At 40.6% G+C, this 14,320-nt stretch carries 13 protein-coding genes; 4 read left to right on the forward strand and 9 right to left on the reverse strand.

The window, feature by feature from the left end; translation table 11 throughout:
- The first annotated feature begins 53 nt into the window (after positions 1 to 53).
- Entirely contained in the window at positions 54 to 278 is a 225-nt protein-coding gene (locus ACKTT2_RS39535; protein ID WP_407896760.1) for a hypothetical protein, read from the forward strand.
- 165 nt (positions 279 to 443) lie between these two features.
- Positions 444 to 2,150 carry a hypothetical protein gene (locus ACKTT2_RS39540; protein ID WP_407896762.1) on the forward strand — a complete coding sequence of 569 codons (1,707 nt, stop codon included), beginning with the start codon at positions 444 to 446 and terminating at the stop codon, positions 2,148 to 2,150.
- Between the two features lie 63 nt (positions 2,151 to 2,213).
- Here ACKTT2_RS39540 and petJ read toward each other — a convergent pair whose 3' ends face one another.
- From petJ to ACKTT2_RS39575, 7 genes are all read right to left on the reverse strand, one after another.
- The gene (gene petJ, locus ACKTT2_RS39545; RefSeq protein WP_407896764.1) at positions 2,214 to 2,558 is read right to left on the reverse strand and encodes a cytochrome c6 PetJ; all 345 of its coding nucleotides are present in this window, start codon (positions 2,556 to 2,558) and stop codon (positions 2,214 to 2,216) included.
- A gap of 268 nt (positions 2,559 to 2,826) precedes the next feature.
- Entirely contained in the window at positions 2,827 to 3,246 is a 420-nt protein-coding gene (gene petE, locus ACKTT2_RS39550) for a plastocyanin (protein WP_407896766.1), read from the reverse strand.
- Positions 3,247 to 3,569: 323 nt separating this feature from the next.
- A complete protein-coding gene (gene psbV, locus ACKTT2_RS39555) occupies positions 3,570 to 4,061 on the reverse strand; it encodes a photosystem II cytochrome c-550 (protein WP_407896768.1) in 492 nt (163 codons plus the stop codon).
- 354 nt (positions 4,062 to 4,415) lie between these two features.
- Positions 4,416 to 5,243, reverse strand: coding sequence for a carbohydrate ABC transporter permease (locus tag ACKTT2_RS39560; RefSeq protein WP_407896770.1), 828 nt, complete (start codon positions 5,241 to 5,243; stop codon positions 4,416 to 4,418).
- 5 nt (positions 5,244 to 5,248) lie between these two features.
- On the reverse strand, positions 5,249 to 6,085 hold the full coding sequence (locus ACKTT2_RS39565) for a carbohydrate ABC transporter permease (protein ID WP_407896773.1): 837 nt from the start codon (positions 6,083 to 6,085) through the stop codon (positions 5,249 to 5,251).
- A gap of 344 nt (positions 6,086 to 6,429) precedes the next feature.
- Positions 6,430 to 6,882 (reverse strand): DUF3592 domain-containing protein, encoded by a 453-nt coding sequence (locus tag ACKTT2_RS39570; protein ID WP_407896775.1) that lies wholly within the window; start codon positions 6,880 to 6,882, stop codon positions 6,430 to 6,432.
- Positions 6,883 to 6,994: 112 nt separating this feature from the next.
- Positions 6,995 to 7,501, reverse strand: a complete 507-nt coding sequence (locus ACKTT2_RS39575) for a GNAT family N-acetyltransferase (protein WP_407896777.1) — start codon at positions 7,499 to 7,501, stop codon at positions 6,995 to 6,997.
- 475 nt (positions 7,502 to 7,976) lie between these two features.
- On the opposite strand from ACKTT2_RS39575, the gene ACKTT2_RS39580 reads away from it, so the two are divergent.
- On the forward strand, positions 7,977 to 8,876 hold the full coding sequence (locus ACKTT2_RS39580; protein ID WP_407896779.1) for a hypothetical protein: 900 nt from the start codon (positions 7,977 to 7,979) through the stop codon (positions 8,874 to 8,876).
- A gap of 98 nt (positions 8,877 to 8,974) precedes the next feature.
- Here ACKTT2_RS39580 and ACKTT2_RS39585 read toward each other — a convergent pair whose 3' ends face one another.
- Both ACKTT2_RS39585 and patD read right to left on the reverse strand, forming a co-directional pair.
- A complete protein-coding gene (locus tag ACKTT2_RS39585) occupies positions 8,975 to 10,639 on the reverse strand; it encodes a dipeptide ABC transporter ATP-binding protein (protein WP_407896781.1) in 1,665 nt (554 codons plus the stop codon).
- Positions 10,640 to 11,226: 587 nt separating this feature from the next.
- Complete coding sequence (gene patD, locus ACKTT2_RS39590) at positions 11,227 to 11,574, reverse strand: heterocyst frequency control protein PatD (RefSeq protein ID WP_407896783.1); 348 nt, start codon at positions 11,572 to 11,574, stop codon at positions 11,227 to 11,229.
- Between the two features lie 310 nt (positions 11,575 to 11,884).
- On the opposite strand from patD, the gene ACKTT2_RS39595 reads away from it, so the two are divergent.
- Entirely contained in the window at positions 11,885 to 14,161 is a 2,277-nt protein-coding gene (locus ACKTT2_RS39595; protein ID WP_407896785.1) for a RelA/SpoT family protein, read from the forward strand.
- Positions 14,162 to 14,320: the final 159 nt, after the last annotated feature.

Raw genomic sequence — 14,320 nt, forward strand, 5'->3', positions numbered from 1 at the left:
TATCTAAAAATCTTAAAAATATTTAAAGATAATGGTCACTGGTCACTGGGCAGATGTTGCAACAGCAAGGATTGCTTAAGAGTCGTTGGGTCATTGAAAGGGCAACTTTACCCGATCTGGTCGTCTACTCAGACTTAAGCGATCGGCCCTATTTTCAAGTAGGGTGGGCAGTGCCCACCAACATCGAATGGTGGGCACTGCCCACCCTACTAGTCCCCAATCCTCAGTTCTCATTTTCCAGCAACTATATCCATCGGCGCAACTTTCTAGTAGAATAGTACGTCAGGTCACTGGTGATTGGTCAGGTGGTCACTGGTCACTGGTCACTGGTCACTGGTCACTGTTAATTTGTAGAGGAAGACACTTAAAGTTCCTACTTTTTTCATTAGATCTATATAAAATTGCTAGATAATCCCAAGCGAGCAGAGTGAACGAGAATAGCTATGTCTTACGTCTCCCTCCTGAAAAATATACCAGACTTCTTAAGCCAGCCTACTGGGATAGCAGCTATAGCTTCTCTTGGCATTCACGGTGTCATTGCTTTTGTGATGCCGTTGATGCCAATGGAGTCTAGCTCAAAACAATCAACATCATCAAAACCGAAAACCGTCGGACTGGTTGAGTTGAATCAAGCTGAAATGAACCGTTTGCCACAAACTGGTACTCCTCAAATCGCTTTACCAACTCAAGCGGCAATACTTCCGCAAGTCCCTCCACCCAATTTGTTGCCTCAATCGACCCCAGCATTACCTCCTTTACCACCGCCCACGGCAACAGCTAGTAATTTAACAATTCCTCCTCTGCCAAATTCAACTAACGTATCGATCGCTGCTTTACCAAAAAGTCAGTCTTTCAAAATTGCTTCAAATAGAGATTACCAGATTAGACCCACATACAGTCAACAAGTAAAACCTTTTCCTCGATATCAACAGCCAAGTGTAAGCTTGGGCGAGGCTAAGCCACTGACTACCTCTCCAATTCCTTACAGCGTACCTCCAGTACAAGCAGCTAATTGGAGGCAGCAACAGGAGATAATTAATAATGGCGCTCCTGTAACTCCCGACCAAATGCCGCCAATGCCAGCAGATGGAAATATGGCATCGCAAACGGCACAGCCGGGAACGGAAGTACCAAGCGCTTCTCCCTACAAACCACTTATTCCTCTCGGCGAAACTCCAAAAGCTGATGACAATATAGCTTTGGGATCTCAAACACAGCAATTGCCGCAACAGGGATCTGGTGAGAATATTTCTGGCTCGCCATCAGTGCCATCTCAGCAAATGTTATCGAGCACAATTTCTTCTACCGATCGCTTTTTAGCACTCAAGGGGCAATATCCCAATATTGAAACGCGACTGCCTTTATCAGCAACAGTCAATTCAAAAGTTGCTCGGGAAGGCAATGTTGAGGGCGATTTAGTTATTAACAGCCAAGGTCAAGTAGAGGCTATCAACTTCAACGATAATTCAGTCTCCTCCGATCTGAAAGCTGCTACAAGAGACTATTTCAAAGAATATTTCCAAAATAACCCAGTATCAACAAACGGTAAACCAAAATTTTACCCCTTTAACATCGCTTTTAAATCTAGTAGTGATGTTAGCAAACCAGAAACAATTCAAGAAATCGTCGCTCCATCTTCAACCTCCGTACAAGCATCTTCCAATTCACAAAAGAATCTCGTTCAGCGTTTGCGTGCGCCAAGGTTAAATTCTCAGTTATCCCAAGAACGGAAAGAAGATAGCGTTAGTCAATCTCAAACAGTAAATTCACAGGCGTCTTCTAAAGAACCTCTAACCAATCGAGCTAGTAGTTTGCGCTCTGAAGGAAATGAATCAGCTTCTGTGACACCAACTAGACAAGTTGTTCTGAAGCGAACTCCAAGAGCATTACCACCAAGTCGCGAACAAGCGCCTCAGCGTCAAGTTACGATTAAGCAGCCTGTAACAATACCCCAAAGCGAAAGCGAACAATCATCTCAACAACAGCAGGTAGTTATCAAGCAACCTGCACCAACTCCTCAAGCAACAGAAGAACAAACTTCTCAGCAGCAGGAAGAAGAGACTAACAAGCCTTCAGCTTCCAATAAACCAAGTAAGCTCATACAGCAATTACGCCAAATTAGAGAAACAAGACAATTGGAGAATCGTTAATAGTTAACCAAAATTTTTGCTTCCCGATTAATAAAACCTCTGGCATACACCAGAGGCTTTTTTTTACCAACCTTGTTCGGCTTTTTGAGAAACGTAAGCAGCAACCTGTAAAATTTCTGATTCGCTTAATTTTCCTTTAAAAGGAGGCATAGCATTTTTACCATTTTGTACTTGATTAACAATGGCTTGAATGGAATCGCTTTCATAATTTTCCAGATAACTTAATAAAGCTTCCTTTTTAAGATTTTTCTCGGCAATGAGAATGTTTCCTCCACCTATATGGCAAGAAGAACAGTTATCTTTAAAAATTTGAGCGCCATTGGACGTTTCGGCTGCAAGGACTGATCTCGTAAACGTAAATATAACAGATAAGGCGATCGCGAACACAATCAATAACACTTTTTTCAAGGTAGTCTCCTTGTAACCAGCTTCCTGCAACTAAAAAAACCGTTCCAGTAAATATTTTACGGTCTGCTAGCAGCTTTGGTTGAAAGCCTTGTGTCTAACGCGATTTTTCTATTTTCTATAAAAATTTACGGTGACGAGCCTGCCCTCCTCTATCGCTCTTATACCATAAGAGAGGATAAAACTCGTCACCATCTTAGTTACCCTCTAAAAGGCAGCGATTTTCGCATACGCGATCGAGGGAAGGTATTTGGAGTTAAAAGCGTCCCTACTAGCCTGCGACAGTCAGTTTACCAACCATACCCGCACCACGGTGAGGTTCGCAGTAGAAGGTGTAGTCACCAGGAGTTGCGTCTGCTGGGATAGTTGTTTGGTACTCTTGACCAGGACTCATGAGCAACTGCTTATGGGACAAGCTCTTAGCTAAATCGGCGCTCTTAGCGGGGTTTTTAGCGGCATCAAACACAACGTTGTGGGGAGGAACTTTATTGTTAACCCACTTAATTGTATCTCCTGGTTGAACTGTCAACTTGCTTGGTTCAAACGCCAGCATTCCCTTATCACTACCCAATTTTACAGTGTGTGTTTCAGCAGCAGCACTGGGAGTGAAAACTGCAAAGCTGCTAACAACTAAAAAGAGTGTTAACAATGCTAAGCCAAAGCGCCGTAAGCTTGACGCAATGAATGTCATACCTTTCTCCTAACAGCAGGTTTTATCTTTCATTATTCATTTTAAATAAAATTTAGCCCAAATATGACAACTTGTCGTAGATACTTTTTTATTTAAACTACCCCGCCGCATGGCGGATGGGGAATTCCGTGGAATTTGTTAAAAATCTCTCATTCCCTCCTCCCTATCCTCTACTCCCTACCTCCTAAATAAAGAGAGTCAATAGTCCACAGTCTATGACCATAATCTATAGCCAAAAATCCATAACGAAATCGTTATTTAACTATTGACCATTAACCATTGACCATTGACTGTTGACTATTGACTAAATCATCCACTTAGATTTAGTAATAAATTTTACCGCCACCCCATCGGGAACCGATAACCTTGGGTTGTAGGAGAATATGACCCGCAATATCTACTAAATCATCATCCTTTAGATTTCTCATTTCTGTGAAAATATCAGCACTCTTGGTGCTGGGATGTAATTCAGCAATTTCCTCTTCGCCATCGTAGGTTGTAGGATTTTTCATATAGTCCACCAACGCTTCAATACTATCGCGAGGTGGAGTTGCGCCCGCTAGAGTTTCCGGTTCTAGCCCTACGTTTTGATTGGTCTTAGTCACACCACCAACATGACATTGAGCGCAAGCGTATTGAAATAAGCTTTTGCCCTCTTTGACTTGTTTGAGGCTTAGAACAACACTATCCCCTTGGTCATTTAATTTGACGGTGCGGGTAGCTGCATCTAGTTCCACTGCTGACGCATCACCAACAATAAATTGAAACGTCAGCAAAACAGTAGCCGCCAAAATGCCAATAACTCTTCTTAACATTTTTCCCCTTAACAATTTTTGACACTCAACACAGCTAAATATTGCGATGCTCAGCCTCTATGGCTAAATGGTAGTCGCTAACAGCTATAAGCTATCAACACGAACGGTATTTCCTGATAGAGAAGGCGCTATGATGCGCTTTTACCAGACTATGCCCTTCGGGTTATGAGCTAGCTGCCCAAGAAAGTAAACCTTGTTGCAGCACTATTAGCCAATAGCACTACTCGGTAGAGATTTGAGCTGCTCTAATACCAATATCATGTAGAGTGACCAGTGACCAGTGACCAATGACCAGTGACCAGTGACCACCTGACCAGTAACCAGTGACCACCTGACCAGTAACCACCTGACCAATTACCCTTTCCCACCAGTAAAAGTGACGCTTTCGATAAAATATCGGTTGAAGAAGGCGTAGATGACTAGTGCTGGTAAAGTAAATACCATGGAAGCTGCCATGATGTAATTCCAGTAACTGATGTATTGACCTTTGAAGGTATTTAAACCCAAGGGAAGGGTAAACATTTCTGGATCGAATAAAATCACCACAGGTAGCAAGAAGTTATTCCAACTCCCCATAAATACAAAAACTGTTTGTGCTGCTAGTGCGGGTTTTGCTAAAGGTAAAACAATGCGTCGAAAAATTCCAAAAGTAGTAAGTCCGTCTAGCTGGGCGGCTTCTTCAAGTTCTTTAGGAAAATTAATAAAAAATTGCCGCATCATAAAAATGAATGTTGCATTTACCATACTAGGAACAATCATTCCTTGATAAGAATTTAACCAGTTAAAGGCTTTTAATATCAAAAATGTGGGAATCAGAGTGATTTGTGCGGGAACTGCCAACACTGCTAAAATAAGAAAAAACCAAAAGCGTCTACCTGGAAAATGTAATCTTGCTAATGCGTAACCCGCCATTGAGTTGAAAATTAGGTTTAAGATAGTCACAGCGATCGCAATGACTATGCTATTAAATAACCAACGGAGAAACAACGGTTCTTGTAAAAAAATTTGTTTGTAGTTGTCGAGAGTAAAGTTTTTGGGAAAGAATGTTGGCTCTCCACTCGCGATTTCTGACAGGTTTTTAAATGATGCTGAAAGCGCCCAAACAAATGGAATGAGTGTAATAACTGCATACAATGTCAATACCGTGTAGAGCAAGACTTTCAACCAAAAGTGACTTGACATTTTTTTCAAACCTTTTCTCCTCCGAAAAAACGGCGCTGAATTAATGTAATAGTAATAATGATGGCTGCTAGTATAAAAGCGATCGCAGCAGCATAACCCATTTGTAAATTTCGGAATACAGCTTGATAGATCAATAAAACAACTGTGAGTGTGGAGTTATTTGGTCCACCACTTCCATTAGAAAAGATATACGATTGATCGAACAGTTGAAAAGTGCCGATGATTCCCATCGTTACCACGAAGAAAGTAACGGGTTTAAGCATAGGAATAGTAATATAAATAAATTGCTGCCAGCTATTAGCTCCATCAATAGTAGCCGCTTCGTAAAGAGAACGAGGAATATCTTGTAATGCTGCTAGGTAAATTACCATAAACAATGGTGCTGTTGACCAGATATTCATAAGCATAATGCCTTTCAGTGCAACGGCTGGGTCTCCCAACCAGTTGTAAGTAGGCAATCCTAGAAAAGCCAGAAAGTCGTTCAGCAATCCATTAGTGTTATAAATCCACATGAATATAAGCGTCAGAACAGTGGAAGATGTCACTGTCGGCAAAAAGTAGAGAATGCGCCACCAGTTTTTCCCTCGAATACCTGAATTCAGAGTGACAGCAAGAATCAGAGCCAGAGCAGTTTGAAGTGGAACTACTATAGCAACATACTGTGCTGTATTAAGTAGAGCAATCCAAATTCTATCATCTTCTACTAATCTTAGAAAATTATGGAAGCCAACAAACTCATACTCAATTCCACCCAAAAGTTTGACTTTGTGTAAAGAAAGAAAAATAGCAAATAGAATAGGTACGATTACAAAAGTACCTAACACCAGAATAGTTGGTGTCATAAATAAGTATCCGGCTAAACCTTCTGTACTTTCCCACTCACTTATTCTATTTTGTCTTCTTTCTTCCAACACACAATACCTCCAAACAGTGACCAGTGACCAGTGACCAGTGACCGGTGAATTTTATGGATTTAATTAATGACAAGATCTTATAACAATTATTTTAGAACAAAATTTAGTTTTAAAAAAATATTATTTGTTACAATTAGTATTAAAAAATAATGACTTAATTATTAAATTTATATTTTTTCAACGCTGCGTGTATTTATAAAGTTTGTATTTTAAATCCTTGCTGTTAAGCATAAGCATCAACTAGTCACTGGTCACTGGTCACTGGTCACTGGTCACTGGTCACTGGTCAGGTGATTATTGTCTCTTACAAGTAAAACGGCTCCGAAGAACATAGCAAGAGAGCCAGTCACAGAAAAAATTATAGGAAAAAACCACAGTTGTATCCATGTATTAATCATAGCAGCATCAGGTTTTTGAGAATAGTATAGAATTTCTATCTGCTCGCCCTTCTTATATTCTGGAACACTACTTCCTACCTTAGATTCAAACACAACTGTTTCACCTGTACGTGTTATAAATTTCACTAAAGGATAATACGAATCAGAGCTTTTTGCTAAGTCGTGTAAATTATTGATGACTGTTCCTTGTGTTGATATTGCTTTTTTGACAAAACAGTAATTGCTGAATCCTGTTGTGATTCCAATGGTTGTAACTAGAAGACCAATACAAGTTAAAGCTGTTGAAGCCAATGTAGAATTATAAGTATGTAAAGATTGTACCTTCATGAAAATTTTCAAAAGTAGGAGAGGAGCTAGTTTACTTGTAAAAAACTACCTCTTTTCCTAAAGCGATTCCGAAAAACGAGAGTAGGAAGTGGAAAGGCTTACTCTCCATTGCCTATTCCACGCATCCTTCTCTAATTCGGAGTCCCATAATAATTAAATCGCGCTCAATACCGTCTAGTTCTGCAACATTAGGCAAATGTCCCCAAGATTGAAAGCCAAATGTTTCAAAAAGCTTTAAACTTGGCAGGTTGTGAGCAAAGATCAAGCCCAATAAGGTTTTAATACCCAAACTAGGGCTTTTGCGAATAGCTTGGGATAGCAGTTGCTGTCCTAAACCACGTCGCTGATATTCTGGAGCAATATAAATACTAATCTCAGCAGTAGCATGATAAGCTGGTCTTCCGTAAAAAGACTGTAAACTTAACCAACCTGTAACCCGGTCGTCTACTTCCACAACCCAAAGGGGACGTTTCAAGAGTGAACGCCCCTGAAACCAAGTAAGGCGACTTTCAACAGACACTGGTTCTATATCAGCAGTTGCCAAACGACTGGGAATAGCAGCATTGTAAATTGTCACAATTGCAGGCAAATCTATTTCAGTGGCATCGCGGATCTTCATCTGCTGTCTAAAACAAAAATTAAAAAATAAAAATATTTAGAAATTATACAACTTTCGTAAGGCTTTTCAAGAAATAAATTGTCCCATAATGTAGGATGGGCAAAATTATTACTTAAGTCTACTGCTTATCCCTTCATAAGATAGATGACTTGTTATTGTCATAACTTTCTAAATTTGAAAAGCCTAATATGTTCTAAATCATTTCTGAAAATTTTTAGTACCGTAGGGTGGGCATTGCCCACCAACAGTCTTAGTGGTGGGCAATGCCCACCCTACCCATATTTTAGAAATCAAATAGAATTGCTACATAATTTTCACAATACGTCTGTTATTACTGTAGAGCCACCGATGTCAAGATCAATGTAAAGAATATTTACAGCTAGAGATAGAGGTTGACTGATTTATCAGTTTTTAGACTGTTCGTAAATACCAGTAAAACGTTTATATCCAGTCTATCTTGGGTTTGAAGTTTGTTATGTCTAATAATAATGTAATTGAAAATGAGAGTATTGAGTTAAAAGGTAAGTCATTTATAGAAGAAGATATTGGTCTTTTTATCCTCAAGCTAAAAAATGGAATTTGGTTCGTCGGTATTCCATTTTGGGTATTTGGCATTACCGATCGCACTATCGCGGCTTTTACTGATGGTTATCTATCAAGTATAAAGTTAATTCATCTTTTTACTGCTTCTTTCTTTTTCTTAACTTGGTTGTATCTGAAGCCTGAAGAAACTGTAGAATGTAACGCTCAATCGGGAAGTTTAGAGCTAAAAAGAAGGCATATGATAAGTCAAGAATACATCTTGCCTTTTCCTTATATATGTCAAATTTATCATTTATTAAACTTAAGACATTTGGAGACAATTCACAAATTTAGTTTGAATAATTTGAAGGTTGTTAAAATTAGCCAGATTGCACCTACAGCTATTGGAGGTACAATTACTTTTGAAACGTATTTGGATTCTCCTTTTAATGTCTTGAGAATTTGGAGACAACCAATTGCTGAGGTAGATTTAATCTTGCATACTCCCTATACTGTTGAGTTGAGCGTTCCAGTATATAAAGAAAAAAGAATTACTGTTATGTTTACTGCTCATCCTTTAACAGAGAACGAGCATTATTTCTTTATCGACATTTATAGCGATTTGGATTGGCCAAAACCATTCTTGCAAATTCTGCTCCACCTTGCCTCTTGTTTAACATTGGTTGAAGATTTACCTTACTATCGCAAACTAGCCGAAAGAAACTTAGGTTATCTTATTGACCGCAACAGACTTTCAAAGCATGAGACAATGTGGCTGTTTAACAGATTTGTTGAGTTACATGGTTCCGGTATAACGGTTCCCAGATTATCTCCTGTAGGGAGTAGGCAGTAGGGAGTAGAGAGGCGAAGACAAGGAAGACTAGGAAGACTAGGGAGACTAGGGAGAGTAACTAGTACCCAATCGCCAATCCCTAATCCCGAATCCCCAAATTACACTTTTGCTAATAGAGGTGCGGCTGACAAAAGGGTTTTTGTATAAGGATGTTGAGGCTCGGCAAAAATCTGTTTTGTCTGTCCAATCTCAACTATTTTGCCACTGTTCATCACAGCAATGCGATCGCACAAAAATCTTGCCAACCAAAGGTCATGAGTAATAAACAAATAAGTTAACTCAAATTCCTCTTTAAGTTGTAACATGAGATCGAGAACTTGTGATTGTACGCTAGCATCTAACATACTGACTGGCTCATCGCAAATGAGAAGTTTGGGACGAGTAATTAAGGCACGTGCGATCGCAACTCTTTGCTGTTGTCCCCCAGATAAATCGGAAGGATATCGCTGAAAATAAACCTCTGGTGGCTTTAACCCTACTTTTTCCAGCATCCACATCACTTCTTGTTTTGCCTTATCTGGACTCGCTAGCTTATGAATCAGTAAAGGATCGGCTATGCTTTGTCCTACCGTCATTGCTGGATTTAAACAAGCATGAGGATCTTGAAACACCATCTGCATTTGTCGTCTAGAAGTGCGAATTTCCTGACGCGAGCGATTCGTTAAATCCTGTCCCAAAAACTCAACTTTACCCCCAGTCGGGCGAATCAGTTGGAGGATCGTCCGCGATAAAGTACTCTTTCCGCAACCAGATTCCCCAACTAATCCTAAAATTTCCCCAGGATACAGTTCGAGATCGATCCCATCTACGGCTTTGATTGTTTGACTTTCCCTTCTCAACAATCGTTCTACAAAATTTGGTTCTAAGGTGTAATGCTGTTGCAGTTCTGTGACACGTAATATTGGCGATTGGGGACTGGGAACTGGGGATTGGGAAGTGTTTTCCCCAGTCCCTAGTCCCCAGTTCCCAGTCCCTTGAATATGCAAAGCTGCTTTGAGAAGCAATTTCGTGTACTCGTGCTGTGGTTGTTGAAAGACTGTTTTGGATGAACCCATTTCTACCATTTTGCCATCGTACATCACTCCAATGCGATCGCAATACTCCGCTACGAGTGCCAAATCGTGAGAAATTAGCAAAAGCCCCATATTTTCTTCACCACATAGCCGGGTGAGTTCTCGCAAAATCTGGGCAGAAACGGTGACATCTAAACTGGTGGTTGGTTCATCAGCTACAATTAACTTGGGTTTAAGGAGTAAAGCTAGAGCGATCGCTACCCTTTGCCGCATACCGCCACTAAATTCGTGAGGATACTGGCTCCAACGACTCGCGGGAATTTTCACTTTTTCTAAAGTAGCAATAGCAATTTCTTTGGCTTCTCTCGTAGATAGCCGTGGTGAGTGCGCCTTGAGAGTTTCCAAGCAATGGTTTCCAATAGTCATCAACGGATCTAAACGTGTCATTGGATCTTGGAAAATGAGCGCTACTGCTTCTCCCCTAAATTTTCGTAACTGTTCGAGCGTCATATCGAACACAGATCGTCCTTGAAAAGTCACTTTTCCCTCAATTTGTGTTGATAGAGGCAGCAAACGCATTGCTGCTCGTCCTAGGGTAGACTTACCGCAGCCTGATTCTCCCACCAATCCCATTCTTTCACCAGGTTGCAGCGTAAAAGATACTCCATCTACCGCCCACTTAATTTCTTCATCTGTGCGGCGCGGATAAGCAACTCGCAAATTGTCAATACAAAATAAAAATTCATTCATAAATACTATTTTTATTTCTACCAAGTTTTAACATCAGGATACACCACTGCATCAATAACATCAGGGAGTAATCACCTGAGCAGTGACCAGTGACCAGTGACCAGTGACCAGTAATAATTCTCATACTTATTTTTGCTAAATCTAAAATCTAAAATTCAAAACAGTATCAGAGATAACCGAATGCGGATTTATCTTTTAATATTTTTTCAGAGAAAATTAATTGTGCATAGTTTGAGCTTGGTGAGTAACTTTGTGAGTTTTATTTCAGCAAGTATTTTCTTTGATGAGAAAATAAAAGAATTGCGATCCCCATGGAGAACATCTAAAGTTTGCATCCAAGCTTGGATTGATTTGGCTTGATGAAAGCTAGTATCTAGAAACTTTTTGACTCCTTAACTGAAAAATCAAAGAATCCTTGACATGACATCTTGTCAACACCTAGACGCGGTTGAGTCAATTATAAATATGTTCAGCTTACGACAAATCCAGGCGTAATATCAATCTAAAATCCAATAGGAAATTTAAATTATTGTTTTCATCATTTTTAATTATTTCCTTTGTTATGTTGCTTCTTCTGCTGGTACTATTTATTCCAATATGGCATTGCAGTATTCAATGAGAGTGGTTAGGCGATTGCCGATGGCATCTAGTCTGCCTTTAGCAGTGGAAGTTTGCCGCGCTCCTTGGAGAAACATGATATCTATCTCCAACAATCGCAACTGCTTGCTCATTTCAGTCGAAAAAGACTGAATTCGCCTATTGAGACTGCTAGTGTCGTCATTCACCAAAGGGATAATCTGTTGTTGAAAAAATTTCTGCAGGTCGAGCGTGCGTTGTCTGATTTCGGTTGCATCCAATTGAGTAGCAGCAATCTCGGAATGCAATTGCTTCAATTGAGTAGCAAATGAATTGTATTTTTCAGAAATTAGAGACATGCAGGAGTTATTGAGATAGTATTTAAAGACAAGGTAATGTCAAAAAAAATTTGATAGACTGAACTTCTCTAAACTCTATCTCAAAATCTTGCGTCTCGAATAGGATTCGGGACGGTATTTGCTATATATCAACACTTTACAACCATGATGCCCGACACTCGACTGGATAATTTGCTCTGACATTTTAGGGAAACCACGAAAACGCAAATTCACCGCCGCGTCTGTCAGTAACTCATTCTGTTGACGGTATTACCGCCAACTATTTATCCTTTTGCACTTTACCACTAAATTACCATTGGCGCTAAATTCTATGAGCAGCACTGTATTAACTTCCAGAATTGATATTCCCCTTCCGGAATGGCTACAGCAATGCCTAGATGGGTCATCTACACTAAGCGCCCAGTTTGAAGATGACCGAAGGCATAGCGAAACATCTCTGATTCTTCGGGCATTTGAATTTGCTTACCAATTGCATCAAGGTCAGTACCGCAAGTCGGGAGAACCATACATTTCTCATCCTGTCGCTGTCGCGGGTATACTTCGAGATCTCGGTGGTAGTGCTGCTATGATAGCAGCTGGGCTACTACATGATGTAGTGGAAGATACAAATGTCACAATTGAAGAAATCGAGCAGCACTTCGGGAATGAAGTTCGGCAATTGGTGGAAGGTGTAACAAAGCTTTCTAAAATTAATTTCAAAAGCAAGACCGAAAGCCAAGCAGAAAATTTTCGTCGAATGTTCTTGTCAATGGCGCAAGACATTAGAGTGATTGTAGTGAAGTTGGCAGACCGCTTGCATAATATGCGGACTCTAGAACATCTTTCCGAAGATAAGCGCAAAGCGATCGCTCTAGAAACACGAGAAATTTTTGCTCCTCTAGCGAATCGGTTGGGGATTTGGCGGATCAAATGGGAACTAGAAGATGTTGCTTTTAAGTACTTAGAACCAGAATTCTATCGGGAAATCCAAGAGCATGTAGCCGAAAAACGAGGAGCGAGAGAAGAGAGATTAGCAAATGTTGCGGATACTTTGCGGAATCGGTTGGTAGAAGCAGGCATTCAATGTCTTGATATTAGCGGGCGACCCAAGCACCTTTATAGTATCTATCAAAAGATGCAGCGCCAAAATAAAGAATTTCACGAAATCTACGATTTGGCAGCGATGCGAATTATTGTCAATACTAATGAAGAATGTTACCGTGCTTTAGCAATAGTACACGATGCTTTCCGCCCGATTCCCGGTAGATTTAAGGATTACATTGGATTGCCCAAGCCAAACCGTTACCAGTCCTTGCATACAGGCGTAATTAGTCCGTGGGCGCGACCTTTAGAAGTGCAAATCCGGACGTTGGAAATGCATCGGATCGCTGAATATGGAATTGCCGCTCACTGGAAGTATAAAGAAACGGGCGGTTCTTTCACAACTCATTTGACACCAACAGATGAAAAGTTTACTTGGTTGCGACAGTTACTAGAATGGCAGAATGACCTCAAGGATGCTCAGGAATACCTTGAAAGTGTTAAAGACAATTTATTTGAAGATGATGTTTATGTCTTTACGCCCAAAGGAGATGTGATTTCTCTGAGTCCCGGTTCGAGTACGGTGGATTTTGCTTATCGAATTCATACAGAAGTAGGAAACCGTTGTGCGGGTGCAAAGGTAAATGGAAAGATGCTTCCCCTCTCAACCCGGTTGCAAAATGGCGATATTGTCGAGATTGTGACCCAAAAGAACAGCCATCCCAGTTTGGATTGGTTGAACTTTGTCAGAACTTCAGCCGCAAAGAATAGAATTAAGCAATGGTACAAGCGATCGCGCCGTGAAGAAAATATTGCTCGCGGTCGGGAGTTATTGGAAAAGGAACTGGGTAAATCAGGCGTAGAGAACTTAATTAAGTCGCAACCGATGCAGACAGTTGCCGAGCGATGTAATTATCATTCTTGTGAGGATTTACTGGCTGCTTTGGGCTATGGTGAAGTGACTCTCAGCCTCGTGCTTAACCGTTGGCGAGAATTGGTAAAAGCACAACAACCAGCAATGGCAGTTTCCACAAGCGATCTTGCTAAGGAGTTATCTCAAGCAGCAAGAAATCTTAAAGAATCAACTCCGACAACCTCACGTTCCACGGACTCGCCAATTGTCGGAGTCGAAGGATTGGTACACCATCTGGCTGGTTGCTGTACTCCGATTCCAGGAGAACAAATTATTGGTGTTGTCACTCGCGGTCGGGGAATTTCCATCCATCGCCAAGGATGCCACAATTTAGATAGTGTGGAATGCGATCGCTTAGTTCCAGTCCATTGGAACCCAGCAGGCGAACCCTATGGTCGTCCTCAAACATATCCAGTCAATGTTCAGATAGAAGCATTAGACAGAGTGGGAGTTCTGAAGGATATTCTTTCACGTCTGAGCGACCAAGGGATTAACGTGCGTCACGCTCAAGTTAAAACTTCCAACGGTCAACCAGCATTGATTGACTTGGGGATCGAGATCCGCGATCGTTCTCAACTAGAACAGATCTTCACCCAAATCAAGAAACTGAGCGACATTCTCAACATTCGTCGAGTTGGGCAATACGACGAGTAAATTGGTTAGTAGTTGGTAGGGGCGCAAGGCATTGCGCCCGTACAATGGTCACTGGTCACTAACTATATATACCTATAGACAGATTTTCAGTTTAAGTATAATTTTATATTTGTAAATTATATTAAAAATTATTGCTTTTACATCTAGAAATGTAAAAGG

This window comes from Scytonema hankhaensis NUACC26 (genome assembly GCF_045865695.1).
Classification (GTDB): Bacteria; Cyanobacteriota; Cyanobacteriia; order Cyanobacteriales; family Nostocaceae; genus Scytonema.

Bases quoted from the DNA above. Each gene is read 5' to 3' on its own strand.
- ACKTT2_RS39565 (WP_407896773.1), bottom strand. From the start codon at position 6,085: ATGACACCAACTATTCTGGTGTTAGGTACTTTTGTAATCGTACCTATT.
- ACKTT2_RS39535 (WP_407896760.1), top strand. From the start codon at position 54: ATGTTGCAACAGCAAGGATTGCTTAAGAGTCGTTGGGTCATTGAAAGG.
- ACKTT2_RS39570 (WP_407896775.1), bottom strand. From the start codon at position 6,882: ATGAAGGTACAATCTTTACATACTTATAATTCTACATTGGCTTCAACA.
- ACKTT2_RS39595 (WP_407896785.1), top strand. From the start codon at position 11,885: ATGAGCAGCACTGTATTAACTTCCAGAATTGATATTCCCCTTCCGGAA.
- ACKTT2_RS39540 (WP_407896762.1), top strand. From the start codon at position 444: ATGTCTTACGTCTCCCTCCTGAAAAATATACCAGACTTCTTAAGCCAG.
- ACKTT2_RS39585 (WP_407896781.1), bottom strand. From the start codon at position 10,639: ATGAATGAATTTTTATTTTGTATTGACAATTTGCGAGTTGCTTATCCG.
- ACKTT2_RS39560 (WP_407896770.1), bottom strand. From the start codon at position 5,243: ATGTCAAGTCACTTTTGGTTGAAAGTCTTGCTCTACACGGTATTGACA.
- ACKTT2_RS39575 (WP_407896777.1), bottom strand. From the start codon at position 7,501: ATGAAGATCCGCGATGCCACTGAAATAGATTTGCCTGCAATTGTGACA.
- patD (WP_407896783.1), bottom strand. From the start codon at position 11,574: ATGTCTCTAATTTCTGAAAAATACAATTCATTTGCTACTCAATTGAAG.
- psbV (WP_407896768.1), bottom strand. From the start codon at position 4,061: ATGTTAAGAAGAGTTATTGGCATTTTGGCGGCTACTGTTTTGCTGACG.
- ACKTT2_RS39580 (WP_407896779.1), top strand. From the start codon at position 7,977: ATGTCTAATAATAATGTAATTGAAAATGAGAGTATTGAGTTAAAAGGT.
- petE (WP_407896766.1), bottom strand. From the start codon at position 3,246: ATGACATTCATTGCGTCAAGCTTACGGCGCTTTGGCTTAGCATTGTTA.